This window comes from Haloferax litoreum, from assembly GCF_009674605.1.
GTDB classification, from domain to species: domain Archaea; phylum Halobacteriota; class Halobacteria; order Halobacteriales; family Haloferacaceae; genus Haloferax; species Haloferax litoreum.
Genome location: NZ_WKJO01000001.1, coordinates 1,597,083 through 1,619,696, shown reverse-complemented (window position 1 = coordinate 1,619,696; position 22,614 = coordinate 1,597,083). Strand labels below are relative to the sequence as shown.

The following is a 22,614-nucleotide window of genomic DNA, read 5'->3' as shown; positions in this document are numbered from 1 at the left end:
CACCTCACTCGTCTGTCGCGGCTACGTCCACCGCTCGACGCATGACTTCTCTGACTGCGAGACCCGTCTCCTTCGCGACAGCGAGGGCGTCGTCGTACTCGGCGCTCCGGTCGTAGACGACGCCGTCGGCGTCGCTGGCGACTTTGACCGTCACGTCGTAGGAGTTGCCGCCGATGTCGAGTGTCGCCGTCTCGAACTCGCGGTGGGCGGTCCAGCGGTGGCCAGCACCGTGTTCTCTGATGCCGAGCGTTCCGGTTTCGACGGCAAGCTTGTATGCCACGCGTTCGACGTCTTCGGGCTTGACGACGGCTTTGACGAGGTGGCCGGGGCGGGACTTCTTCATCGTCGTCGGGATGATGGAGACGTCGCGTGCGCCGACGTCTTTCAGCGTCTCCTGCAGACTGCCGAGAATCTCGGGGGACGCGTCGTCCAGATTGGTCTCCAACACGGATATCTCGTCGCGGGCGAGTCGTGACCCACCGTCGCCGACGATGGCCCGAAGGACGTTCGGGTGGTCTGGGAAATCCCATCCCCCGGCACCGTAGCCCGAAGACTCGACAGACAGCGACGGAAGCGTCTCGACTCCCTCGGCGACGTGCGCGAGAATCGCCGCGCCCGTCGGGGTGAGGAGTTCGGCTTCGACGGGGCCGCCGCGGATGGACCAATCGGCCTGTTCGACCACGTTGAGGACTGCTGGTGCCGGAATCGGGTAGGTGCCGTGACTCATCGTGGTCTCGCCACCGCCGACGGAGACCGGACCGGTTACGACGCGTTCGACCCCGAGGTCCGAAAGAAGGAGGCACGTTCCGACCACGTCGGCGATGGCGTCGTCGGCGCCGACTTCGTGGAAGTGTGTCTCTTTGAGGTCCGTGCCGTGGACGGTGGCCTCCGCTTCGCCGAGGATGCGAAAGATGGCCGTCGCGTCGTCTTCGACGTTCGACGGGAGGTCCATCGACTCGACGAGTTCGACGACTTCCGGGTACGTTCGGTGTGGACCGTGGCCCTCAGCGTGGGTGTGGTCGTGTGCGTGGGAGTGGTCGTGTGGATGATTGTGGTCGTGTGGATGATTGTGGTCGTGACTGTGGTCGTGTGCGTGAGAGTGGTCATGGCCGTGACTGTGGTCTCCGTGGCCGTGACCGTGGCCGAGAGCGAAGTCCCCGCGCAGTCGGTGCGCTGGTGTCTCGTCGTCACTGTCGTCTTCGTCGTCGCCCGTGTGCTGGTCGTCGGGAGATTGTTTGTGGTCGTCGTCGTGGCCTTCGCCGCGCGGGTCACCGCCGTCCGTCTCCGCGAGGAGCACGTCTACTTTGGTGGCGACGATGCCGTTCTTGTTCACCTCGGAGCGTCGGTACTCGACGTCGAGGGCATCTTCGACGGGGGTGAGAACAGACGGGTCGGCACCGGCGGCGACGAGCGCTCCGAGGAGCATGTCGCCGCTCGCACCCATCCGCCCGTCGAACGCGAGGAGTCTCATGATACTATTCGTCGGCACGCGGAGGTAAAAACGCCAGCCATCGACGCGGCGAATTCAGTTTAGTCGGTAGGGATTAGTAGCCACCCGCCCTATTGTGTGCTAAGCTGTCACCTGCGAGAGACGCCGCCCCGGACAGACCGGGGAAGGACTTATCCGGTGGCCTCCCACAGGTATCAGCATCCCCGCGAGGTAATTCATATGAACGAAGTCCAACTTGAAGTGGCGAAAGCGTACCCGAACGACTCGGGGCGTGGTATCGCCCGTCTTGACCCGGACACCTTGCTCCATCTCAAGCTCTCGCCGGGAGACATCATCGAGATAGAGGGAGGAAAGACGACCGCCGCGAAGGTGTGGCGGGCAGACCGGCAGGACTGGAACACTGATACGGTTCGCATAGACGGGTTCACGCGGCAGAACGCCGACGTGAGCATCGGCGAGCGCGTGACCATCCGCAAAGCGGATGCCAAGAAGGCCGACAAACTCGTGTTGGCACCGCCGGAAGAGGCGAGTGTCCAATTCGGGTCCGACGCGGCCGGGATGGTCAAGCGCCAGATTCTCAAGCGTCCGGTGGTCGAACGCGACATCGTCCCGGTGATGTCGAGTACGAACCACCCATTCATGCGGTCGCCCGGACAGGCGATTCCGCTCATCGCCGTCGAGACGAAACCCGACGGCGTCGCGCTCGTCACCGAAGACACCGACGTCGAACTCCGTGAGGAACCAATCTCCGGATTCGAGAAGACCGGTGGTGGCATCACCTACGAGGACATCGGTGGCCTGACCAACGAGATTCAGCGCGTCCGCGAGATGGTCGAACTGCCGATGAAGCACCCGCAGATATTCAAGAAACTCGGCATCGAGCCGCCGCAAGGGGTGCTTCTGCACGGTCCGCCGGGGACGGGGAAGACCCTGCTCGCCCGTGCGGTGGCCAACGAGACGTCTGCCAGTTTCTTCTCTATCGCTGGCCCGGAGATTATCTCGAAATACTACGGTGAGTCCGAACAGCAACTCCGCGAGATATTCGAGGACGCCAAAGAGGAGTCGCCGAGTATCATCTTCATCGACGAACTCGACTCCATCGCGCCGAAGCGCGAGGACGTGACCGGCGAAGTCGAACGCCGCGTCGTCGCCCAGTTGCTGACGATGATGGACGGCCTCGAAGCGCGCGGACAGGTCATCGTCATCGCGGCGACGAACCGTGTCGACTCTGTCGACCCAGCACTGCGTCGCCCCGGCCGGTTCGACCGTGAAATCGAGATTGGTGTCCCCGACGAGGAAGGCCGCAAGGAGATTCTCCAAATTCACACCCGCGGCATGCCGCTGTCGGACGACGTGAACCTCGACGACTTGGCAGACGACACCCACGGGTTCGTCGGTGCCGACATCGAGGCACTCACCAAAGAGGCAGCGATGAAGGCGCTGCGGCGCTACCTGCCCGAAATCGACCTCGACCAGGAGGACATCCCACCGAGCCTCATCGACCGGATGGTGGTCAAGAACGACGACTTCGGCGGTGCACTCGGCGAGGTCGAACCCTCGGCGATGCGCGAAGTGCTCGTCGAGATTCCGAAGGTCACGTGGGACGACGTGGGCGGCCTCGAAGACCCCAAGCAGAAGGTCAAAGAGAGCGTCGAGTGGCCGTTGACCACCCCCGAGAAGTTCGAGCGCATGGGCATCGAGGCACCGAAAGGTGTCCTCCTCTACGGCCCACCCGGAACGGGGAAGACGCTCATCGCCAAGGCCGTCGCCAACGAGACGAACGCGAACTTCATCTCGGTGCGTGGGCCGCAACTGCTGTCGAAGTGGGTCGGTGAGTCGGAGAAGGCGATTCGGCAGACGTTCCGCAAGGCGCGGCAGGTCTCGCCGACCATCATCTTCTTCGACGAGTTGGACGCCCTCGCGCCCGCCCGCGGCAACGACGTCGGCAACAACGTCTCCGAGCGCGTCGTCAACCAACTCCTGACGGAGTTAGACGGCCTCGAAGACGCCGGGAACGTCATGGTCATCGCGGCGACGAACCGCCCGGACATGATAGACCCCGCGCTCATCCGCTCGGGTCGCTTCGACCGCCTCGTCCTCATCGGACAACCCGAAGAGAAGGGCCGCGAGCAGATTCTCGACATCCACACGCAGGCCAGTCCGCTCGCGCCCGACGTGAGCCTCCGCGAAATCGCGGAGATTACCGACGGCTACGTCGGGTCTGACCTCGAGTCCATCTGCCGCGAGGCCGCCATCGAGGCACTCCGGGAGAACAGCGACGCCGAGGAAATCGAGATGCGCCACTTCCGCAAGGCGATGGAGTCGGTCCGCCCGACCATCACCGAAGACCTGATGAGCTACTACGAACAGATTCAAGACCAGTTCAAGGGTGGTGCTCGCGAGGGTCTCTCACCCGACACCCGCGACGGCCGTCTCGGCTTCCAGTAAGCCGCGAACCGCTGTCTCGGACGTGTTTTTTCGCGTCGCTCCGCACGAGTGAACCGTTACGAAACAGCGACGGTCGAAGAGAGACGTCGGTCGATTAGAAGAGCAGTTCGTCGTCGTTGTCGATCATGTAGAGCGTCCGCGCCGCCACGTTGACGGCGTGGTCGCCGATACGTTCGAGGTCACGGACGGTGAGGAGGAGACGGCGCACGTCGACGAGAGACTCCTCGGCGTCGAGTTCGTCGTCGCCTTCGAAGTCGCCGCCGGTGATGAGGTCCCGCACGATAGTCTGGGATGCCTCGTCACACATCGTGTCGAGGTCGTCGTCACGGGAGGCGACAGAGCGACAGAGGTCGGAGTCTTCGGTCGAATAGGCGTCCATCGCCTGGTCGACCATGTCGAGGGCGGCGTCACCGATTCGCTGGATGTCGACTTCGGTGTACACGTCCTGTTCGGCGTCAAGGGCGTACTGTGCGAGGTTCACCGCGAGGTCGCCGATGCGTTCGAGGTCGGTGATGATTTTGAACGATGCGGCGACGAATCGGAGGTCGCCTGCGACCGGTTGCTGGAGGGCGAGCAGGTCGATACAGTCCTGTTCGAGGTCGAGGTAGAGGCGGTTTATCTCGCCGTCGCCTTCGATGACTCGCTGGGCGAGTTCTTCGTCTTTCTCGTCGAGGGCGTCGAGTGCGTGTCGGACGCGTTCTGCCGCCAACTCACCGAGGTAAGAGACGTCTTCTTCGAGTTCCTTGAGTCGAGATTGGTACTCGTTTCTAGCCATGTCTAATCTTCCGAGAGGAACCATCAAATTCCTTGTGATGGTACAAGTGACACGGCGTCAGCCAAACGCAAGACGGAGTGACGGGACGTTCCCTACCGATGGTGACAGACCAGTGACAAAATAGAGGGTTCGATGGTCGAGCCGGGACCGACGAACAGGTGGGCCGAGCCGAAAAGTTACCCGAACTTCCCGGTGATGTAGTCTTCGACGCGCTGACTCTCGGGGTTCTCGAATATCTTCTGGGTGTCGTCGAACTCGACGAGTTCACCGCCCGTGAGGAACACGGCGGTCTTGTCCGAGATACGCGCGGCCTGCTGCATGTTGTGCGTGACGATGACGACAGTGTAGTCCTCGGCGAGTTCCTCGACGAGGTCTTCGATTTGCGAGGTTGCGACCGGGTCGAGCGCGGACGCCGGTTCGTCCATCAGGAGGACTTCCGGGTCCGTCGCGATAGCGCGGGCGATACAGAGACGCTGTTGTTGGCCGCCGGAGAGGTCGAGACCCGACTCGTGAAGACGGTCTTTGACCTCGTCCCAGAGTGCGGCGCGCTTGAGCGACTCTTCGACGATTTCGTCGTAGTCGCCTTCGATACCCTGAATCTTCAGCCCGTAGACGACGTTCTCGTAGATGCTCTTCGGGAACGGGTTGGGCTTCTGGAAGACCATCCCAACACGACGGCGGAGTGCGACCGGGTCCACGTCGGCGTCGTAGACGTTCTTGCCGCGGAGCGTCAGTTCCCCTTCGACGCGTGCCACGTCGATGAGGTCGTTCATCCGGTTGATACACCGAAGGAACGTCGACTTCCCACATCCCGACGGACCAATCATCGCGGTCACGCTGTTTTCGGGAATCTCCATCGAGATGTTCTGGAGTGCCTGTTCGTCACCGTACCAGACGTTGATGTCGTCTGCGCGGATAATCGTCTCCGCGTTCGTCGTCTCCGACACCGACGACGACGACGCCGACAGGCCATCGCTAACGTCAGTCTGGACGAGCATCTCGTCGTTCGTCGGGTCCTCTGTCCCGGTCATGTTTGAAGATTCAACCTCTGCTGTATTCTCTTTATCACTCATGTACTTGTATTAGCTTTCGCTTTCGAACTTGTTCCTGAGGACGATAGCGACGGAGTTCATCGCGAGCAGCACCGCGAGCAACACGACGACACCCGCCGGAACGGCCTTCGTGTAGAAGTCCTCGCTGGCGAAGAGACTCGACCACGCGTACACCTGCAGCGGCATGGCGCTGACCTTCGAACTGAGTTCGGTCGGTAAGTTGAACAGGACGTTCGGTGCGCCAATCATGATGAGCGGCGCAGTTTCACCGATTGCCCGGCCCAGTGCGAGGATAGTTCCGGTGAGGATTCCCGGGAACGCCTCGGGGAGCACGACGTTCTTGACCGTCTGCCATCGCGTCGCCCCCATCCCGTAGGACGCCTGTCGCATGTCTTGCGGGACAGAGCGAATCGCCTCTCGGGAGGAGATGATGACGATGGGCAAGATGAGCAATGCCAGCGTCGCACCGCCGATGAGGACTGTCCCCGTCGGTTGGCCGAGGTAGGTGACGAACACACCCAGTCCGAGTAACCCGTACACGACAGAGGGGACACCGGCGAGGTTCGAGATGTTGACGTCGATGAAGCGCGTGAAGACGTTGTCCGGGGCGTACTCTTCGAGGTACACCGCGGCACCGACGCCGAGTGGGAACGACAGCGCCGCAACGGTGACCATCAGGAGGATGGACCCACCGATAGCGGGATAGAGTCCCGCGTTCTCGGCGGTTCCGCTGTGCGAACTCGTGAGGAACTGCCAGTCGACCCACGACTGTGGGCCGGCGAAGCCGAGCACGTCGACGACGCCGGCACCGACGAGAGACCCGCCGATGACGACGGCCGCGAACAGCAGGCCGATTCGTTCCTCTTCACGGGTGAGCGCTGCACCGCCAGCGTAGGCGGCAGTCGGAACGAACGCACCGGCCGCGACGACGGCGAGTGCAGTCGGATTGACGCCGGTGAACATCCCGGATGCTGCGGCGACGCCGGTCGCTGCGAGGGCGGCGACACCAGCGACGACACCCGCTCGCGCGTTCTCACGAATTCGGGCGAAGTATTGGCCGACGACGACGGCGACGACGCCGCCGAAGACGAGCGTGATGATGACCCACTCTGTCGGGACGACGGGAATCTTCTGGACCATCTCGGGGATGCTGTGGTAGTAGCCCGGAATCCCGAACAGCGACAGGAAGAAGATAGCGCCTGTCGCCGCGACGCGCGCAGTGAACGGAATCGCGTCCTCGTACTTGGTCATGAGGACGACGGCGGCGAAGGGGACGACGAGTCCAATCGCGTACGAGAGACTGACGAGTGGTGGAACGATGTCCACGAAGACGATAGCCACACCACCGCTGAACATCAGTGTCACCGCGAGCATCCCGACGACTAACAGGCCGAGTTTGAGTGCGTCGACGTTCGTCCGATAGAGGTACGCGCCGACGAGCGTCGACGGAGCGACGAACGTGGCGAAGAAGACGAGATACCATCCAGCGTCTGCGGTGAGCGGTTGAATCGCGTCGTTGGCGACGTAGACGAGGAGGATGGCCAGCGTGACGATACCGAACATCGTCGCGCCCATGAGGAGGTACCGGAAGATGATACCGGTCGTTCGGCTGACTTGCCCGAAGCCTTGTATCTGGTCGGTGTCGCTTTGGGTTGCCATCTCAGTACGCCTCCCGGTAGCGTTGTGCGACGTAGTCGCTGATGATGTTCATGATGAGCGTGATTACGAAGAGGACGAGACCGATTGCGAAGAGACTGCGGTAGGCCAGTCCGCCACCCGTGATGTCACCGGTGAGCAACTGGACCATCGCCGCGGTCATGGGTAGCGCACCTTCGAGGTACGACGAGGGGTCGAGGGGGTTGAGGAACTTCGCCTGCGCACCCGCGGCGACGGTGACGGCCATCGTCTCGCCGATGGCGCGCGAGAGAGCGAGAATGAACGACGAGAAGATACCGGAGAGTGCGGCGGGGACGACGATGCCCGTGGACACATCGAACTTCGTCGCGCCCATGCCGTACCCTGCCTGACGGAGGTCGTCGGGGACGGCGGACATCGCGTCTTCACTGATGGACGCGACCATGGGGATAATCATGATACCGACGACGATGCTCGCCGAGAGGATGTTGAACGTCCCGATGCCGGGTAAGACGACACCAATCGCGGGCGTGATGTAGATGAGTGCGAAGAACCCGTACACGACGGTGGGCACGCCAGCGAGAATTTCGAGGGCGGGCTTGAGAACTGAGCGAGCCTGTTTACTCGCGTATTCGCTCAGGTAAATCGCCGTCGCGACACCGAGCGGCAGAGCGATGATTGCTGACCCGATGGTAATCATCAGCGTCGCCGAGACGAGTGCCAGCACACCGAACTCCTGGTTGTGAATTTGCCAGGTCGTCCCCGTGAGGAAGTCGACGAGCGAGGCCGTTTCTCCCGTGACACCCATCAGTGGGGCAGTGAGTGTGAAGAACTTCGCCGCCTCGGTGACGAGGAGTGCGACGATGCTGATGGTCGTTACGACGGACAACGCCGCGCACAAGAAAAAGAACGACCGCGTCAGCAACTCACGCGGGGAATTTTCTGTCTTCCGCGTAAGGTCAGTTTCGAGGTCATCTGTGCTCATTGGATTGTATGAATCGTGGGTTATGAAAAAACGCTTCGTTAGTCTATTCTGCCAATAGAGGTTCAGTTAGCCTCTTCGATGGCCGCGTTGAGTTTGTCGAGCATCTCCTGCTGCTCGTCGTCACCCAGCGGGACGTAGCCGACTTCGTCGGCGACGATTTCCTTGCTCGTGGAGTTCTCCATCCAGTAGCGAGCGAAGGCAGCGACGTGTTCCTCTGCGAGAGAGCCTTGCGAGGGGTACGTGAAGAGCGGGCGCGAGAGTGGGTTGTACTCGCCGGAGAGTGCGGTATCGAGCGATGGTTCGACGAAGTTGCCTTCGTCGTTCTCGACGGCGACAGCCTGCACGGAGTCCGTGTTCTCGCTGTAGTACGCGAAGCCGAGGTAGCCGATTGCGTACTCGGAGCCTTCGACACCCTGGATGATGGTGCGGTCCTGTTCGGTCGCGGAGTAGTCCTGGCGGTGGCCCGGACCTTCCTCGCCGATGATGGCCTCGATGAAGTAGTCGTACGTACCGGAGGCGTCAGTGGGACCGAAGATTTCGATTTCCTCGTCGGGCCACTCGGAGTTCACGTCAGACCACGTGGTAGGTGCTTCTTCGGCAGAGAAGATAGTCTGGAGTTGCTCGACGGTGAGTCCCTCGCCGATGAAGTCGTTGTCGTTGTTGACGACGACGGTCAGGGCGTCGGTCGCAACCTTGAGCTCGATGGGGGTGACGTCGTTGTCTGCACACTGGTTTTCCTCTTCGCCCTTGATTGGGCGCGACGCGTTGTTGAAGTCGGTGTCACCGGGACAGAAGTAGTTCGCGAAGCCACCACCGGAGCCAGTGGACTGGATGTTGATGTTGACGCCCGAGTTCTGCTTCTGGAACCGCTCGGCCATCGCGGTGGCGAGCGGGAACACGGTCGAAGAGCCTGCGATGTCGATTGCGCCCGAGAGTTCCTCACTCCCGTCGCCACCGGAGTCGGAGTCACCGCCTTCCGACCCACCGGAGTCGCCGCCGTCCGAACCGCCGGTGTTGTTCTCGGTACATCCAGCGAGGCCAGCGACGCCAACAGCGCCGGAAGCGATCAGGAATTTACGCCGAGACAGGACATCATCCGTGTTGCTCGTCATCATCGATTTCGAGTCGATTTGTGGGTAAATACTCTGCTATGACAAATATATAGAGATATGTTCTGATATGTGTGACACGGATGACAACGCCTTCGATCACGCCGAGAGAGGGCGTGCCGTCACAGCCCAAAATATACGGGTCTGGCGAGTGTGAACTGCTGTCACGGCATCCGTGTACGTACTGCTGTACGGGGATATGAACGACCACGTCCGACTCCAGAGCAGTCGGAACAGTCGAGAAATACGGCCCAATTTCGTCTGTTCTCGTACCTAGATGGTAATCCGTTCAATTAGTATATAGGTATAGACAGTTTTATTGTGCGATGAGGTCCAGAGACGCGTATGGTCGAAACCCGAAAGGTGCAGGTGACGGGCGGTTCCACCTACACTGTCTCTATTCCCAAAGACTGGGCGACCGAGAACGGCGTCTCCGCCGGGAGCGAAGTCGAGTTCTATCCCGAGGGCGACTCGCTGTTCTTGACGCCGCGGTCCGAAGAGGAACGAACCGAAGGGACGCTCGACATCTCGAACCTCGAAGGTGACGAACTCACGCGCGCGGTCATGACGATGTACGTCAGCGGGTTCGACATCATCGCGCTGGAGAGTGGACGAATCACGACCGACCAGCGCCGGACTATCCGGGAGGCCACCCAGAGCCTCGTCGGCCTCGAAGTTCTCGAAGAGACCCGTGACCGCGTCGTCATCCGTGACCTCCTCGACTCGTCGGAACTCTCCATCCACAACGCGGTCACGCGCATGCGACTCATCGCCCTCTCGATGCTCGAAGACGCCATCGCCGCCATCGCAGAGATGGACGAAGACCTCGCCCACGACGTCATTCAGCGCGACGACGACGTGGACCGCCTCTGGATGGTCGTCTCCCGAATCTTCCGTGCGACGCTCCGCACCCCGAAGGCCGCCGAGGAACTCGGCCTCCCCCGTGAGGTCTGTTTCGACTACCAGTCCGCGGCGCGCCAACTCGAACGCATCGGCGACCACGCGACGAAGATTGCACACCTCTCGTTGAACTTCGAACAACCGGTGAGCGAAGAGATTATCGCGGCCATCGAGGAACTGTTCGAAGAGTCGAAGAAAGTCGTCAACGGCGGTATGGACGCCCTCTTCGCCGAAGACAGCAACGAAGCGACCCGTCTCGCGAACGAGTCCCGCGAGGCGGTGCAGGAAATCGACGAACGCGCCCGTAAAATCGACGAACTCCTCCGTGACCTCGACCCGGGCCGTGCACAACTGCTCGGCCTCGTCGTCGACTCCGTCTCGCGGAGCGCCGACTACGGTGGCAACATCGCCGAGACGGCACTCCAGAAGGCCGCACCGACGCCCTGAACGGGCCCCACCGCTCCCCGAACAGTACGCTATCGCAGTTTTTCTCGGTTGCGAACGATTTCGACAGGGGTCGACGTGCAGTACCCACGCGTACGCGTCGCTGTCGCTCAGCCTGCAAAAACGGGGCCGCGTCGAATCTCGACGCGGTGAAAGAGGTTACTCTTCGACGAGAACTGCGTTGACCTGACCGTCCTGTCCGGGTCGGGACGTGACGCGGGCGCGACCGGCGCTCGTGTCGATGATGGAACCCTTCGTGATGATGTTCCGGCGAGCGTAGTTGACGTTCGACGGGTTGTCGACGACACCTTCGATGTCGGCTTCCGTGACCTCGGCACCGTCGGCGACCTGCGCGACGTTGGTCGAGAGCATGCGGAGCTTCTCGTTGTTACCGCGGGAGTCGATGACCTGGAATCGGGGTTCGCCAACCGTCGTCGCGGCGGGTTCTCGACCCAGCTGGTAGCGCTTCTTGTTCGAAGACGGCTTGAGCCGTCCACCGGTCCGCTTCCGCTTGGAGCGTCCTTGGTCCTTCATACGGGGTAAAAACCTCGGTGACTACTTGAATCGCTCGAATCAACTCTCGTCAAGTGGTGCCACAGCACGCTCTGAGACCGCCGCGAGCAACACAAACCGTTTAGTTCACCCGCACCCGCCGTCGAACCGATGAGTCTCGACGTCACCGTCGCCGTCCCCTTCCGTCAGCACGGGTCGACCCGACTGGGCGAAGGCGAGTTCGTCGTCGCCCTGTCCCTCGACCGCGACTGGTTCTCACCCGACCAAGCCAAGCGCCTCATCGACCTCGCCGCAGGTCGCGGACTCGTCGAACGCGACGACGGCGACGTCGTCGCGGCATTCGACCCCGCCGACGTCCAGATTCCCGAAGAGTTCGAACCCGACGCATCTGTCCTTCGCGAGCAGTCTGCCTTCGAGCAGATTCTCGACGCCTGCGTCGCCGCCGGCATCGAAAAGCAGGCGGCCGTTGCCGGCATCAACGAACGCCAGTCGAATCTCGGCGTGACCGCAGAGGCCGCCGCCGTTCTCTTCGCCCGCGAGAAAGACGTGGACGTGGACGAAGCGGCGTCGAAGGCGAAGCACGGTCTGTCCGGATAGACGCGCTTCACACTGCTCTCGAAGCGACACCCCGAAACCACTCGCCGCCGAACGAGGAGTATGGTCGTCGACAGACTCGCCGACGGGACACGCATCGCGCAACTACTCGCCTCCGAACTGACCGGCCACGAAGCAGCGTTCGCGATGCTCTCGGTGGTCGATGCCGACCCCGACGTGGAACCGACCGACGACGGTGCCTTCGCGTACGCGGTTGCAGCGAACGACACGCGCGTCGCCGAAGTGTACGTCCAACCCGACCGAGCACGCATCGAGTTCGTCTCGCACCCCGACGTGACCGCTGAGGCGGCCGGTGAACAGGGCCTTCGGGTTCGACCCAAGGCTGTCCGCCCGCCGCGAACGCTCGTGTTCGTCGAAGACGGTGCGCAGGTCAAGTGGACGCTTCCTGCCTTCCGCGCACTGGTCGCAGCGCTCGAGGCCGACGGTGCAGATGGGACGGGAGAAGACAGCGATACCGACCACGCCGAAACGGCGTGATTACAGGTCTGCGAGGAGTTCTGGGAGTCTGGTCGGCAACGTCTCGCGCGGGATGTGCGCGATAGCACGCGGGTCCGGGTCGTCGCAGTCAGAACCGACGACCTGCACCGGAAGCATTCCGGCATCGTACGCGCCGGCGATGTCGTGGTGGACGCTATCGCCGACGTAGACGGTCTCTTCGGGTGAGGTATCGAGGCCATCGAGGAGCGCTTCGAAGGACCGAACGTCCGGTTTTCCCGCGGGAAGTGCACCGGTCACGAGCGCCGTATCGAAGTGGTCTCGCCACCCGAGTTTGTCGATTTTGTCCTCCTGTGCGACGACTGGACCGTTGGTCAAGAGACCGACTCGGTACGTCGTCCGGAGACCGGTGAGCATCGCTTCGACGCCGCCGACAGGGACGACTGCATCCGTGATGCGCTCCCGGTACGCCGTCGCGACGTGTTCTGGGTCGACGGCGGAGTCGTGTTCGGCGAGCAGGTCCTCGAAAATCGGCGCGCGCGTCTCGCGCGTGAGGTTCTCTTGGTGTGCCCGGAGATACGCCTCTCGAGAGAGTGGCGGTGCACCCGCCGCTGCCGCGGCCTCAGAGAGGATTGTCTCGCGGTCCCGTGTGGGGACGGCGAGTGTGTAGTCGAGGTCGAACCCGACCGCGCTGACTGACATCGTCACCGGAAGCTTGGAAACGAAGTGATATGAGCGTGCCGGGACCGAGCTATCTCCCACGGGTCAGAAGACGGTCGGATTTTTCACCGTCGGCGACGACGCCGAGGTATGACCCTCGACCCCGTCCACGTGGACGACATCGCCTCCATGGCGAGTTCCATCGCCGACTCGGTCGACGACACCGACTACGAGGACCTCGCACGGACGGTCTGGGAATCGTGGTTAGACCCACTCGTGCCGGTCGATGGTGAGAATCCAATCGTCGAACCGGTCGGCGAGCAACGCCTCCACGCGGCGGCCATCGACGACGTTGCACTCGTCGACGCACCGTTTCCGACGGTCCACGGCCTCGACTCGGGGACCATCAACCCGACGACGTTCAAGAACGGCCTCGTCCTCGACGTGGCCCACGCCGCGATGGCGGCCGAACCGTCTGACCTCGACCTCCACCGCTCGCGGTCTATCGTCATGACCGTGCACACCCGTGACTCGTTCTCCGTCTTCGATACCGACGAGTGGCACAAGTCCGACGAGGGGTACGCCCGCAGACGTATTCTCCGCGCGCCCCGAGTCAACCGCTACGCCGAGGGCGTCGTCCACGCGCTCTCGTTGTACCTCGCAGAGAGCGCCCACGCACTCGAACACGCCGACGACGTGTCGGACCTCCTCGTCCTCGACGGGCCACTCTACCCGAAGCAACTCCTGAACTGGCGGGACCGCGACGCGGAACTCAAGGACCTCGCCCGCGACGCGAAACCGACAGCCATCGTCGAGAACTACGTCCGTCTCGTCGAGCGATTCGTCGAGCGCGACGTTCCCATCACTGGGTTCGTCAAGAACCCCGGCGCGAAGCACATCGTTCGCACGGTACAGAGACACTTCCGCGAGAACGGGTCGGGCGACGTCCCGTGGGTCGACGACGCCTCGTTCTTCGTCAGACTCCTCGAACGACACGAGGGGCCAGACGGAGACGACAGGCGGACCGACGCGCTGACGTTTACGAACTGGTTCGTCTCTCGCGGCGGGTCGGACCGGCAGATGAGCGCCGATGGCGACGCGTTCGGCGTCGAACGACACCTCGACCCGGCAGACTACACGGTCACGTTCTTCGTGCTGTACGACCCGCGAACCGACGTCTGTTACCGAGTCGAGGCACCCTACGCGTTCACCAAGGACGAAGCGACGCGAGAGAAACTGATGCGCCACGTCGTGCGCGACGTCGCGGCGACGCGTGGACCGCCACTCGCAGTCGAGAAAGCAGACGAACTGGCGCGGGTGAGCGTCGGCGAGAAGGCCGCCCTCAGACGAAAACTCGCGGAGAAACTCGGGTCGGACCTGATGAAAAGCTACGACAACATCCGCTGGGTGGACGAAGACGAGTAAGTCACGTCGTCTCCTCCGGTCGTCCCTCTTCGTCGGGTCTGATGACTTCGATTCGAACCGCATCGCTGTCGACGCCGACGCGTGCGAACTGGGTCCGGATATGTTCTTTTGCGGCCGTCAGCGCCTGTTCGCGGGTGTCGAATCCTCGCGGGAGTGGCGTGTCGAACGCGACTCGAATCGTCCGGCCGTCGATGACCGTCTCACTCCCACCGCTTTCGACTTCGTAGAACTCGTCGCAGACCCAGACGTAGGGCGCATCTTCGTTGGGCGCACCGCGATACGTCGGCGCTTCCTCACCTCGTTCGAAGATGGTTCCGGTGAGCGCCGTCCCACCACCGTGGCCGCGGACGAGAAGCATGCGTGCTATACGGATTCGACACAGAAAAGTCGTCCGCGGGAACGTGACACACGCACGAGAGCGCACGGCAATACCGGTGGTCGAACGTGCGACGCCACCGGGCCGCCTCGGCGACGTGAGGATTTTTACACACCGCCTGCAAGCGTTGGAACATGACCGACCTGGGGGACTTCAACGACTACGTCGGCGACGACACCGACGGGACGGACCGAGACGAACGCGAGGGTCGACGCCCCTCGGGTGACGACGACACCGAGACCCACCAGACGGACGACGAGTCCGCGTCGTCCACTGCCGAGGCAGGCGCAGGCACTGGCGGTGACCTCCAGTTCGAGGAGTACGACGCCGACCCCGTCGGCACCGAACGCGGTGTCGGCGCGATAGCCGTCTCACAGGGCCTCCGCGTCTCCGAAGACCACGAACGGACGACGCTCCGTGCGTTCGTCACGGCCGGGAACCGCGAACACGTCCGCCTCGGGAAGTACCTCATCGTCCCCTACCCCGACGACGAACTGCTGTTCTGTCGCATCGTCGGCCTCGAATACGCCCAGGAGTTCCAGGCCGACGACGCCACCGAGATTCACGCGCGGCGTGCGATGCGCCGCCCATCCGACGAGTTCGAAGAACGCGACTACAAGTTCATGGCCGAACTCGAACCCATCGCCGTCCTCTTTTCGGACCGCGGCGACCTCAAGCGCCGGATGGTGGACCGCGTGCCCAAACCCGGCGCGACGGTGGGTGAAGCAGACGACGCGACGCAAATCAAGACCGGCCTGAAGATTCCCGAAGCCGGTGTCTTCCTCGGCCACCTCTCCGTCGGTGGGGAGAAAGTCAGAACGGCGGCCCAACCGCCGACCATCGACTACCGACTGAAAGACGACTACACCGACGGTGACCCACTCGTGTTTCGACACACGCTCGTCGCCGGGGGGACGGGGTCCGGAAAGACGCACGGGTCGAAGAACATGCTTCGGCAGTACCTCTCGTCGGAGCGCACTTACGAGATGGACGACGGGCGCCAGGTGCAGACCGCAGTCGTCCAGTTCGACCCGCAAGACGAGTACGCACAGATGCACGACGACAACCCGGACATGGACGACGAAACCGCCCGACGCTACGAGCGTGAAGGTATCGCCCACGGCGGGCACGACGACACGCTCGCACTCGTCCCGAAGATGGACGGGTCGTCGTACCCCGGGTCGAACCACAGGGCGGAGCAGTTGGAGTTCACCATCCCCTTCTCGATGGCCCGCGACCTGCCGTGGTTGGTCGCCGGCAGTAGCCTCAACGACAACCAGTACCCGGCGTTGCTGGAACTCCTCAACCGCTTCTTCCGCAACTACGGCGACAGCGGAACCTACCGCGAGTTCCTGACGTTCCTCGACGACCCCGCGCTCAAAGAGGAACTCGACGAGTCGGGTCGCGTCCACGAGGCCACGTTCGACGCGGTGAAACGTCGGGTTCGCGGCGTCCCGAACGGCGTGTTCGACCAAGACGCACGACCCATCACGGACCTCGACCACGAACTCGTCCGTCCCGGCGGATTGACCGTCGTCCCAACGTACCACCTCTCGTCGAGTCGGGCGAAAGAACTGTTCGTCCTCGCCGTCTCTGCACTCCTCATCGACGACAAACTCTCGAACGACCCGACCAGCGAGCGAATCAAGGAGACACCGCTGGTCCTCGGGATGGACGAGGCGCACAACTTCTTGACCAACGCCGACACCGTGCAGGCGCGGAAGGTCATTGAGAAGTTCACCGAGGCGGCTAAACAGGGCCGAAAAGAGCGACTCGGGTTGTTCCTCATCACGCAGGACCCACAGGACATCGCCGACTCCGTCTTCAAGCAAATCAACACGAAAGTCGTCCTCAACCTCGGCGACGAAGACGCCATCAAGAGCGTCAACATCCCGCCGAACCTCGAAGACAAGGTGCCGTACATGGAGAAGGGTCAGATGGTCGTCTACTCGCCGGACAACTCCGAACCAGTCGAACTGAAGGGCCTGTCGACCTGCGTGACGCGGCACGGCGACTGACGATAGAACGACAGCGCGTCCACGTGACAACGGTGGCGGCACCCGTTTCGCCGGGCGGTTTTTGTCCTCCTGCCGAGTAGGCGAAGATATGGCCGAACACGTCCTCGTCCCCGTCGATGGGTCACCGCAGTCTGTCGCTGCGCTTCGGTTCGCCGTCTCGGAGTGGCCGAACGCTCGATTCACGCTCTTGAAAGTCATCAACCCCGCAGACGCCGACTATCGAGAACGAGCACTCAGCGGGTCCGAGGAGTGGTACCAAGACGAGAAACGCGAGGCGCGCGAGACGTTCGCCGAGGTGAAAGCGGAAGTGGGCCTCGTCGACGACGACCGGATGGCCGATGACGTCATCGACGTTGGGAATCCTGCGAAGACCATCGTGGACGTGTTGAGTAGCGAAGAGGCGGACTACGACCACGTCGTGATGGGGAGTCACGGACGGACCGGTGTCTCACGATTCGTTCTCGGGAGTGTCGCCGAAGAAGTCGTCCGTCGCGCACCAGTTCCGGTGACGATTGTCCGGTGAAGCACCCCGGCCCAAGTGACACGAGTGTCACCTGGTGAAATCAGTGGAATGAGGCCTGCGAACACACTGGAATCGGCGGTTTAGCCCGCATTGCAACGCCCTATTATCGTATCGTCCTTGGAGGGGAACGATGGACTTCACAGAGGTCGTGACGACTCGTCGTTCGGTCCACGAATACGCTGACGAACCGCTCGACGACGAAACGCTCGAGACAATCTTCGAGAACGCGATTCAGGCACCGTCGAGTTACAACCTTCAGCCGTGGGAGTTCGTCGTCCTCCGGGAAGACGAGACCAAAGCGGCCCTGCGCGAGGCTTCCTACGACCAAGAACACGTCACGGGTGCCGCCGCGTCGGTCATCGTCCTGGGCAACAAAGACCCCGAGGCACACGCAGAAACCGTCGCCGACGATATGCTCGAAAAGGGCTACCTCCCGAACGAGGAGGTCCGCGACGGCATCCTCGAAAACATCGCCGGCATGGCGGACCTGCCAGAACAGGAGCGCCGCGTCTGGACCGTTCGCTCTACGTCACTGGTCGCGATGGCACTCATGCACGCCGCGTGGGACGAGGGTGTCGCCACCTGCCCCATCGGTGGGTTCGACCCCGACGCCGTCCTCGACGCGTTCGACATCGACGGCGAGCAGTACGAACCGGTCATGCTCATGACGATGGGTATCCCCGCCGAAGACGCCGGCGAACTGCAGGCCGAGGCCAAGTACCGTCGCCCCGTCGACGAAGTCGTCCACTACGAAGACTTCGCGCCAGAACACGAGGCACCTGCCGCACCTGCTGACGACTGAGCAGGGAGACGCCCCCTCGGACACGTTCCAACCTCTCCCCCTACTTCGGGCACGTTCCACACCACCCTCGGACACGTTCCCTCCCCCCTCACCTTCTCGCACCGGGCGCACCCTGAGTGAATACGTTCCGCTGCGCCGACGTTCTCACCCTCCGGGGACCGTCGAACTGGGTTATCCTGCTCTTCGACGTATCACTCAGTGGTGGTTCACCGATGACGACATCCATTCGACGCTGGCAGGTCGTCACGACGAGCGTACTCGTCGTGCTATCTGTCGTTTCAGCCCTCCTCGGACTCTTCAGACCGGGACACTACAACGACGCACCCGCACTCCTCCCGACGTACTTCGCACAGGACCTGATGATGCTCGCAGTCGGCGTCCCCGTGGTAGCACTCGGCCTCTGGTTTACTGTGCGTGGGTCGCTCCGGGGACGCATCGTCTGGCTCGGGTCACTCGCGTACATGACGTACATGTGGGCGTCTATCGGCCTGCAGGTGGCGTTCAACGAGTTCTTCCTCGGGTACGCCGCCCTCTTTTCGCTCTCGCTGTTCACGTTCGTGGGCGGCGTCGTGACCACCGACGCGGAGGAGGTTCACGACCAGTTATCTGGGCGCGTCTCGGGACGAGTCTACGGCGCGTTCTTGGTCGTGATTGCCCTCGGACTCGCCTTCTTGTGGCTCTCCGAAGTCGTTCCCGCCACGCTCACCGGGACGGAACCACTCCTCGTCGCGGAAGTCGGCCCACAGGCGATGATTTCACACTTCCTCGACCTCACCGTCGTCGTTCCGGCACTCGTCGTCAGTGGAATCTGGCTCTGGCGAGGGCGACAGTGGGGGTACACCCTCGCAGGAGTCAGTCTCGTGTTCGGTGCGGTTCTCGCGCCGACGCTCACGCTCGCGACGTTCCTCCTCTTCACTGAAGGCGAGGTTACCGTATCGGTGCTCGTCATCGTGTTCACGGTCCTGCCGGCGGCCATCGCCGCGACGCTGGCCATCAAGTTCGTCCTCGCGGTTCCGCGAGAGCGGCGCTCACGAGTGGGCGACGAAGTCGGAGAGGCGGTCTGACTGCGTTGCTGGGCGTCGACAGCATCGAGTGGCGCTGTTGAGACACTCAACAACTGACAGACGTTGCATGCTGAATAGAGAGGGTGAGTTCAAGGAGAGGGAACGACAGACGAAGCGTATCTCAGCACAGGCAGTCAACCTGCAAGATGAGTGTGTTGGATTCGTTGTACTATCGGCCTATGAGTCCCAGTACCCGTCTGCGAACGTCGTCGGCTGAATCGTACGTTTGGTCTTTAGTCGAAGAGAGTACGTCCTCGAGGGATTTCTCACCGCTCTGTGTTTCGAGTTCGTACTCACCATAGGCCTCGACCAACTCATTTGTCGTGGCTGGGTAGTCGTGAGATTCGAGTGCTTCATCGAGATGACCAAGTCGCCCACTTGGGTCATCACCCATCGGTTCCTTTTCATCGCCGCGGGCCCGGGCCTCCTCTATCTCCCGCTCACGCTGACGTTCCTCTTTACGGTCCGCTTGCTCATCTCTGCCCTGTTTATCATCTGCCATATACCAGAATAGGTGATGCACGCGGATAACAGTGGGGTCGCACGCGAATAGCGGGCCACCTCTGGTGACTCCGAACGGTAAACGGTGGGTCTTAGAAAATATTCGCCTGCCGGTAGACGCTGATTCCCTCGTTCGTGAGTTCGTATGGTTTCGTCTCGCGGGAGTGGTTCGCGTCGCGTATCTTCTGAATCTCGATTGCGAGTCGCGTCTCTCGGAAGTCGTCCGGGCGGACGTACTGAAGGACGAACACCGCATCGGAGAGGTACTCGACGATGCCGTGCCGAGAGACGTACGGGTTCGATTGGTCCGCCTCGGACGTGAGCATCGTCGTCACGCCGGCGTCTTTCAACGAGCGAGTGAAGTCGAACACCTCACTGCGCCGCTTTGACGGGTGGTCGTACATCATCTCCAGAAGGGACACCGAGTCGAGGACGAGGCGGTCCGCGCCGAAGTCTTCGACGAGACGTGGCAAGTCGTTTCGGATGCTGGAGAGACTGTTCGCCATCTCGACCGGGTCTAAATCGACGATAGCGAGTTTCCCATCGGCCTCGTATTCGGTGAAGTTCCAGCCTTTCTCGTCGGCGGTGTCGAGGATTCGACGGCGACTTTCTTCGAGGGTGATGTAGACGCCGCTGCCACCGTCTCGTAGCGTCTTGTAGAGGAACTGGAGGCCGAACGTCGTCTTCCCCGTCCCGGCGCTGCCGATGGTCACCATGAGCGACCGCTTCGGGACACCGCCGAGAATCATCTCGTCGAGGCCATCGACACCGATGTCGATGCGGTCGATGTCCGATTCGAACTCCTCGTCGTCGAACTGCGGCGACTGTCGCTGCGAATCAGAACTCCCCCAGAAGTCGTCTCCCACTCCGTCACCTGAGGGGTCGCCGAACTCACCACCGGTGCCGTCGACATCCGGCATCGGGGCGTTCTCGAACGCCTCGGCGAAGTTCGTCGCGAACGGGTCCTCGCCCGCGTCGGAAGCGAAGTCGTCCTGTGGTGAGTCGTCGGACGGACTATTCGTAGACGCGCCCTCCGCGTCGGTGCTGGCTTCGGAGTGCTCGGTCTCACCGTCGTCAGCAGACTCGTCTCTCCCTTCGGTTGCTTCGTCCTGTGTCTCGGTGTCCGCATCGGTTGGCTCGGCCTCCGCGTCGTCCTCCTCGCGGAGCGCTCGCTCGAACCAATCGTCGTCGCTCACGGAGACCACCGTTGGTTCGGAAGGTCGACGCCCGTGCCTGCCATCAGTTCAACGTCGGCAGGGGCCCCCATGAACGTTTCCCGTAGACGCGCCACTTGGTGACGTGACGGTGGGCTTTTGCCCGGTGACGTAGAACCGCGGGTTATGAAGGTCGGCATCGTCGCGCAGAAGGGCAATAGTCGGGCCGCGTACCTCGCCGCAGACATGTGCGAGGCACTCGCGGCCGTCGATGTCGAAGCAGTCGTCGACGACGCGACGGCCGAGGAGTTGGACGTCACCGGGGTCCCAGTCGAGGCGTTCGACGCGTGTGACCTCGTGGTGAGCATCGGCGGCGACGGGACGTTTCTCTACGCCGCGAGAGGGGCGAACGGCGTCCCCATCCTCGGCGTGAATCTCGGAGAAGTCGGCTTCTTGAACGCCGTCTCACCCGACGACGCCATCGACGAAGTGCTGAGCGCCGTCTCCGCGTTCCGCGAGGGCACGCCGTCGGTCCGCGAGGTGCCGCGCATCGTCGCCCGCGGCGACGACTGGGAGATGGACCCCTCGATGAACGAAGTCGTCGTCCACGGGCCGCGACGAGGCCACGGCGGTGGTGCAGGGCTGGAGGTCCGCGTCGACGGGTCACTCTACTCCGGCGGCCACGCAGACGGCGTCCTCGTCACGACACCAGCGGGGAGTACGGCCTACAACCTCAGCGAAGGCGGGCCGCTCGTCCACCCCGGCGTCGACGGACTCGTCGTCACCGAGATGGCCGCACGCGAGGGGATGCCTTCGCTCGTCGTCCCGTTGGATGCGACGGTGACCGTGACGGTCACAGACGCCGACTCTGCCGTCGTCGTCGGCGACGGGCGGACTCGCAGGACCGTCTCGACACCGACCGAGATTCGCATCGAACAGTCCGACTCATCGGTCCGACTCGCCGGTCCGACCGCAGACTTCTTCGAAGCGCTGGGAAAACTCGACTAATCGGCGGGTTCGACCCGCGGAACTGGCTGCCACTGGATATCGACGACGTTGTTCGGTCGGCCGCGAAGCCCCGGTCGTGAGACGATTTCGAACGTCCGATTCTCCGTCGTCTCCGTGAATAGTGAACTCGTGAGGACGTTAGCCACGTCCGCTCGCGGAATACTTCCACAGACGGAGTCCCCACCCTCGCCGACGAGAACCTCGCCGGTCGCCGGCGCGTCGGTCAGTGCACCCGGTCGAACGATGGTGTGGTCGAGTGGTGCGTCTCGAAGTCGCTCTTCGCTTCGTGCCTTCGCCGAGAGGACGCCGGCGGCGGTCAGAATCGCGCGGAGCGACAGCGGGAGGCCGTCTTTCGAATCGCCGACCCCGATGGACGACGTGAGGACGAATCGTTGGACGCCAGCGGCAGTCGCGGCGTCCACGAGGTTCTCGATACCGGTGCCATCGACGAGGTCACCGCGAATCGTCTCGAGGCCGAAGGCGACACCGACAGTCGAGACGACGGCGTCGACGTCGAGGACCGCCTCTCGGACGTCGTCTCGGTCGAGGAGGTCACCGACGACGACTTCGTCCGCACCCTGTGCGCGAAGTGTCGCTTCCGCGTCGGAGTCGCGGGTGAGCGCCCTCACGACGAACGGCGTCTCCGCCAGCGTGTCGAGGACCAGTCGGCCGGTTCGACCCGTCGCACCGGCGACGAGGACGCGGCCGCGCTTCCGTGTCAT

At 62.7% G+C, this 22,614-nt stretch carries 22 protein-coding genes; 10 read left to right on the top strand and 12 right to left on the bottom strand.

Annotated features, from left to right (window positions below; genetic code table 11):
* Positions 1 to 4: 4 nt before the first annotated feature.
* A complete protein-coding gene (larC, locus tag GJR96_RS08345; RefSeq protein ID WP_151162521.1) occupies positions 5 to 1,471 on the bottom strand; it encodes a nickel pincer cofactor biosynthesis protein LarC in 1,467 nt (488 codons plus the stop codon).
* Positions 1,472 to 1,669: 198 nt separating this feature from the next.
* Between larC and GJR96_RS08340 the strand changes: the two genes are divergently transcribed.
* On the top strand, positions 1,670 to 3,898 hold the full coding sequence (locus GJR96_RS08340) for a CDC48 family AAA ATPase (RefSeq protein WP_151162520.1): 2,229 nt from the start codon (positions 1,670 to 1,672) through the stop codon (positions 3,896 to 3,898).
* 94 nt (positions 3,899 to 3,992) lie between these two features.
* On the opposite strand, the gene phoU is transcribed toward GJR96_RS08340, so the two are convergent.
* The 5 genes from phoU to GJR96_RS08315 all read right to left on the bottom strand — a co-directional run bounded on the left by phoU (position 3,993) and on the right by GJR96_RS08315 (position 9,457).
* On the bottom strand, positions 3,993 to 4,673 hold the full coding sequence (gene phoU / locus GJR96_RS08335; RefSeq protein WP_151162519.1) for a phosphate signaling complex protein PhoU: 681 nt from the start codon (positions 4,671 to 4,673) through the stop codon (positions 3,993 to 3,995).
* Between the two features lie 176 nt (positions 4,674 to 4,849).
* Positions 4,850 to 5,704: a phosphate ABC transporter ATP-binding protein PstB gene (pstB, locus tag GJR96_RS08330; RefSeq protein ID WP_151162518.1), complete on the bottom strand. Its 855-nt coding sequence runs from the start codon at positions 5,702 to 5,704 to the stop codon at positions 4,850 to 4,852.
* Between the two features lie 51 nt (positions 5,705 to 5,755).
* Positions 5,756 to 7,384, bottom strand: a complete 1,629-nt coding sequence (pstA, locus tag GJR96_RS08325; RefSeq protein ID WP_151162517.1) for a phosphate ABC transporter permease PstA — start codon at positions 7,382 to 7,384, stop codon at positions 5,756 to 5,758.
* A gap of 1 nt (position 7,385) precedes the next feature.
* Positions 7,386 to 8,345 carry a phosphate ABC transporter permease subunit PstC gene (pstC, locus tag GJR96_RS08320; RefSeq protein WP_151162516.1) on the bottom strand — a complete coding sequence of 320 codons (960 nt, stop codon included), beginning with the start codon at positions 8,343 to 8,345 and terminating at the stop codon, positions 7,386 to 7,388.
* 62 nt (positions 8,346 to 8,407) lie between these two features.
* On the bottom strand, positions 8,408 to 9,457 hold the full coding sequence (locus GJR96_RS08315) for a PstS family phosphate ABC transporter substrate-binding protein (RefSeq protein ID WP_151162515.1): 1,050 nt from the start codon (positions 9,455 to 9,457) through the stop codon (positions 8,408 to 8,410).
* A gap of 342 nt (positions 9,458 to 9,799) precedes the next feature.
* On the opposite strand from GJR96_RS08315, the gene GJR96_RS08310 reads away from it, so the two are divergent.
* Positions 9,800 to 10,801 carry a phosphate uptake regulator PhoU gene (locus tag GJR96_RS08310; protein WP_151162514.1) on the top strand — a complete coding sequence of 334 codons (1,002 nt, stop codon included), beginning with the start codon at positions 9,800 to 9,802 and terminating at the stop codon, positions 10,799 to 10,801.
* A gap of 156 nt (positions 10,802 to 10,957) precedes the next feature.
* Here the strand turns inward: GJR96_RS08310 and GJR96_RS08305 are convergent, their stop codons facing one another.
* Positions 10,958 to 11,332: a 30S ribosomal protein S8e gene (locus GJR96_RS08305; RefSeq protein WP_151162513.1), complete on the bottom strand. Its 375-nt coding sequence runs from the start codon at positions 11,330 to 11,332 to the stop codon at positions 10,958 to 10,960.
* A 129-nt stretch (positions 11,333 to 11,461) separates the two neighbouring features.
* Here GJR96_RS08305 and GJR96_RS08300 point away from each other — a divergent pair, with 129 nt between their 5' ends.
* Together GJR96_RS08300 and GJR96_RS08295 are read left to right on the top strand one after the other, a co-directional pair.
* On the top strand, positions 11,462 to 11,908 hold the full coding sequence (locus tag GJR96_RS08300; protein WP_151162512.1) for a DUF2240 family protein: 447 nt from the start codon (positions 11,462 to 11,464) through the stop codon (positions 11,906 to 11,908).
* Between the two features lie 60 nt (positions 11,909 to 11,968).
* Positions 11,969 to 12,403, top strand: a complete 435-nt coding sequence (locus tag GJR96_RS08295) for a hypothetical protein (protein ID WP_151162511.1) — start codon at positions 11,969 to 11,971, stop codon at positions 12,401 to 12,403.
* Here GJR96_RS08295 and GJR96_RS08290 read toward each other — a convergent pair whose 3' ends face one another.
* On the bottom strand, positions 12,404 to 13,063 hold the full coding sequence (locus tag GJR96_RS08290; RefSeq protein WP_151162510.1) for an HAD family hydrolase: 660 nt from the start codon (positions 13,061 to 13,063) through the stop codon (positions 12,404 to 12,406).
* A gap of 108 nt (positions 13,064 to 13,171) precedes the next feature.
* On the opposite strand from GJR96_RS08290, the gene GJR96_RS08285 reads away from it, so the two are divergent.
* Positions 13,172 to 14,446 (top strand): DNA double-strand break repair nuclease NurA, encoded by a 1,275-nt coding sequence (locus tag GJR96_RS08285; protein ID WP_151162509.1) that lies wholly within the window; start codon positions 13,172 to 13,174, stop codon positions 14,444 to 14,446.
* A 1-nt stretch (position 14,447) separates the two neighbouring features.
* On the opposite strand, the gene GJR96_RS08280 is transcribed toward GJR96_RS08285, so the two are convergent.
* A complete protein-coding gene (locus GJR96_RS08280; protein ID WP_151162508.1) occupies positions 14,448 to 14,804 on the bottom strand; it encodes a DUF7113 family protein in 357 nt (118 codons plus the stop codon).
* 152 nt (positions 14,805 to 14,956) lie between these two features.
* On the opposite strand from GJR96_RS08280, the gene GJR96_RS08275 reads away from it, so the two are divergent.
* The 4 genes from GJR96_RS08275 to GJR96_RS08260 all read left to right on the top strand — a co-directional run bounded on the left by GJR96_RS08275 (position 14,957) and on the right by GJR96_RS08260 (position 19,229).
* Positions 14,957 to 16,840, top strand: coding sequence for an ATP-binding protein (locus tag GJR96_RS08275; RefSeq protein ID WP_151162507.1), 1,884 nt, complete (start codon positions 14,957 to 14,959; stop codon positions 16,838 to 16,840).
* A gap of 88 nt (positions 16,841 to 16,928) precedes the next feature.
* On the top strand, positions 16,929 to 17,363 hold the full coding sequence (locus tag GJR96_RS08270; RefSeq protein ID WP_151162506.1) for a universal stress protein: 435 nt from the start codon (positions 16,929 to 16,931) through the stop codon (positions 17,361 to 17,363).
* A gap of 130 nt (positions 17,364 to 17,493) precedes the next feature.
* Entirely contained in the window at positions 17,494 to 18,165 is a 672-nt protein-coding gene (locus tag GJR96_RS08265; protein WP_151162505.1) for a nitroreductase family protein, read from the top strand.
* 212 nt (positions 18,166 to 18,377) lie between these two features.
* Positions 18,378 to 19,229: a hypothetical protein gene (locus tag GJR96_RS08260; protein WP_151162504.1), complete on the top strand. Its 852-nt coding sequence runs from the start codon at positions 18,378 to 18,380 to the stop codon at positions 19,227 to 19,229.
* Positions 19,230 to 19,398: 169 nt separating this feature from the next.
* Here the strand turns inward: GJR96_RS08260 and GJR96_RS08255 are convergent, their stop codons facing one another.
* Both GJR96_RS08255 and GJR96_RS08250 read right to left on the bottom strand, forming a co-directional pair.
* A complete protein-coding gene (locus tag GJR96_RS08255; protein ID WP_151162503.1) occupies positions 19,399 to 19,731 on the bottom strand; it encodes a DUF5789 family protein in 333 nt (110 codons plus the stop codon).
* 91 nt (positions 19,732 to 19,822) lie between these two features.
* The gene (locus tag GJR96_RS08250; RefSeq protein ID WP_151162502.1) at positions 19,823 to 20,926 is read right to left on the bottom strand and encodes a KaiC domain-containing protein; all 1,104 of its coding nucleotides are present in this window, start codon (positions 20,924 to 20,926) and stop codon (positions 19,823 to 19,825) included.
* 144 nt (positions 20,927 to 21,070) lie between these two features.
* On the opposite strand from GJR96_RS08250, the gene GJR96_RS08245 reads away from it, so the two are divergent.
* The gene (locus tag GJR96_RS08245) at positions 21,071 to 21,892 is read left to right on the top strand and encodes an NAD(+)/NADH kinase (protein WP_151162501.1); all 822 of its coding nucleotides are present in this window, start codon (positions 21,071 to 21,073) and stop codon (positions 21,890 to 21,892) included.
* On the opposite strand, the gene GJR96_RS08240 is transcribed toward GJR96_RS08245, so the two are convergent.
* Positions 21,889 to 22,614, bottom strand: a complete 726-nt coding sequence (locus GJR96_RS08240; RefSeq protein ID WP_151162500.1) for an SDR family oxidoreductase — start codon at positions 22,612 to 22,614, stop codon at positions 21,889 to 21,891. The genes GJR96_RS08245 and GJR96_RS08240 overlap by 4 nt on opposite strands.

Bases quoted from the DNA above. Each gene is read 5' to 3' on its own strand.
- larC (WP_151162521.1), bottom strand. From the start codon at position 1,471: ATGAGACTCCTCGCGTTCGACGGGCGGATGGGTGCGAGCGGCGACATG.
- GJR96_RS08340 (WP_151162520.1), top strand. From the start codon at position 1,670: ATGAACGAAGTCCAACTTGAAGTGGCGAAAGCGTACCCGAACGACTCG.
- phoU (WP_151162519.1), bottom strand. From the start codon at position 4,673: ATGGCTAGAAACGAGTACCAATCTCGACTCAAGGAACTCGAAGAAGAC.
- pstB (WP_151162518.1), bottom strand. From the start codon at position 5,704: ATGACCGGGACAGAGGACCCGACGAACGACGAGATGCTCGTCCAGACT.
- pstA (WP_151162517.1), bottom strand. From the start codon at position 7,384: ATGGCAACCCAAAGCGACACCGACCAGATACAAGGCTTCGGGCAAGTC.
- pstC (WP_151162516.1), bottom strand. From the start codon at position 8,345: ATGAGCACAGATGACCTCGAAACTGACCTTACGCGGAAGACAGAAAAT.
- GJR96_RS08315 (WP_151162515.1), bottom strand. From the start codon at position 9,457: ATGACGAGCAACACGGATGATGTCCTGTCTCGGCGTAAATTCCTGATC.
- GJR96_RS08310 (WP_151162514.1), top strand. From the start codon at position 9,800: ATGGTCGAAACCCGAAAGGTGCAGGTGACGGGCGGTTCCACCTACACT.
- GJR96_RS08305 (WP_151162513.1), bottom strand. From the start codon at position 11,332: ATGAAGGACCAAGGACGCTCCAAGCGGAAGCGGACCGGTGGACGGCTC.
- GJR96_RS08300 (WP_151162512.1), top strand. From the start codon at position 11,462: ATGAGTCTCGACGTCACCGTCGCCGTCCCCTTCCGTCAGCACGGGTCG.
- GJR96_RS08295 (WP_151162511.1), top strand. From the start codon at position 11,969: ATGGTCGTCGACAGACTCGCCGACGGGACACGCATCGCGCAACTACTC.
- GJR96_RS08290 (WP_151162510.1), bottom strand. From the start codon at position 13,063: ATGTCAGTCAGCGCGGTCGGGTTCGACCTCGACTACACACTCGCCGTC.
- GJR96_RS08285 (WP_151162509.1), top strand. From the start codon at position 13,172: ATGACCCTCGACCCCGTCCACGTGGACGACATCGCCTCCATGGCGAGT.
- GJR96_RS08280 (WP_151162508.1), bottom strand. From the start codon at position 14,804: ATGCTTCTCGTCCGCGGCCACGGTGGTGGGACGGCGCTCACCGGAACC.
- GJR96_RS08275 (WP_151162507.1), top strand. From the start codon at position 14,957: ATGACCGACCTGGGGGACTTCAACGACTACGTCGGCGACGACACCGAC.
- GJR96_RS08270 (WP_151162506.1), top strand. From the start codon at position 16,929: ATGGCCGAACACGTCCTCGTCCCCGTCGATGGGTCACCGCAGTCTGTC.
- GJR96_RS08265 (WP_151162505.1), top strand. From the start codon at position 17,494: ATGGACTTCACAGAGGTCGTGACGACTCGTCGTTCGGTCCACGAATAC.
- GJR96_RS08260 (WP_151162504.1), top strand. From the start codon at position 18,378: ATGACGACATCCATTCGACGCTGGCAGGTCGTCACGACGAGCGTACTC.
- GJR96_RS08255 (WP_151162503.1), bottom strand. From the start codon at position 19,731: ATGGCAGATGATAAACAGGGCAGAGATGAGCAAGCGGACCGTAAAGAG.
- GJR96_RS08245 (WP_151162501.1), top strand. From the start codon at position 21,071: ATGAAGGTCGGCATCGTCGCGCAGAAGGGCAATAGTCGGGCCGCGTAC.
- GJR96_RS08240 (WP_151162500.1), bottom strand. From the start codon at position 22,614: ATGACACGGAAGCGCGGCCGCGTCCTCGTCGCCGGTGCGACGGGTCGA.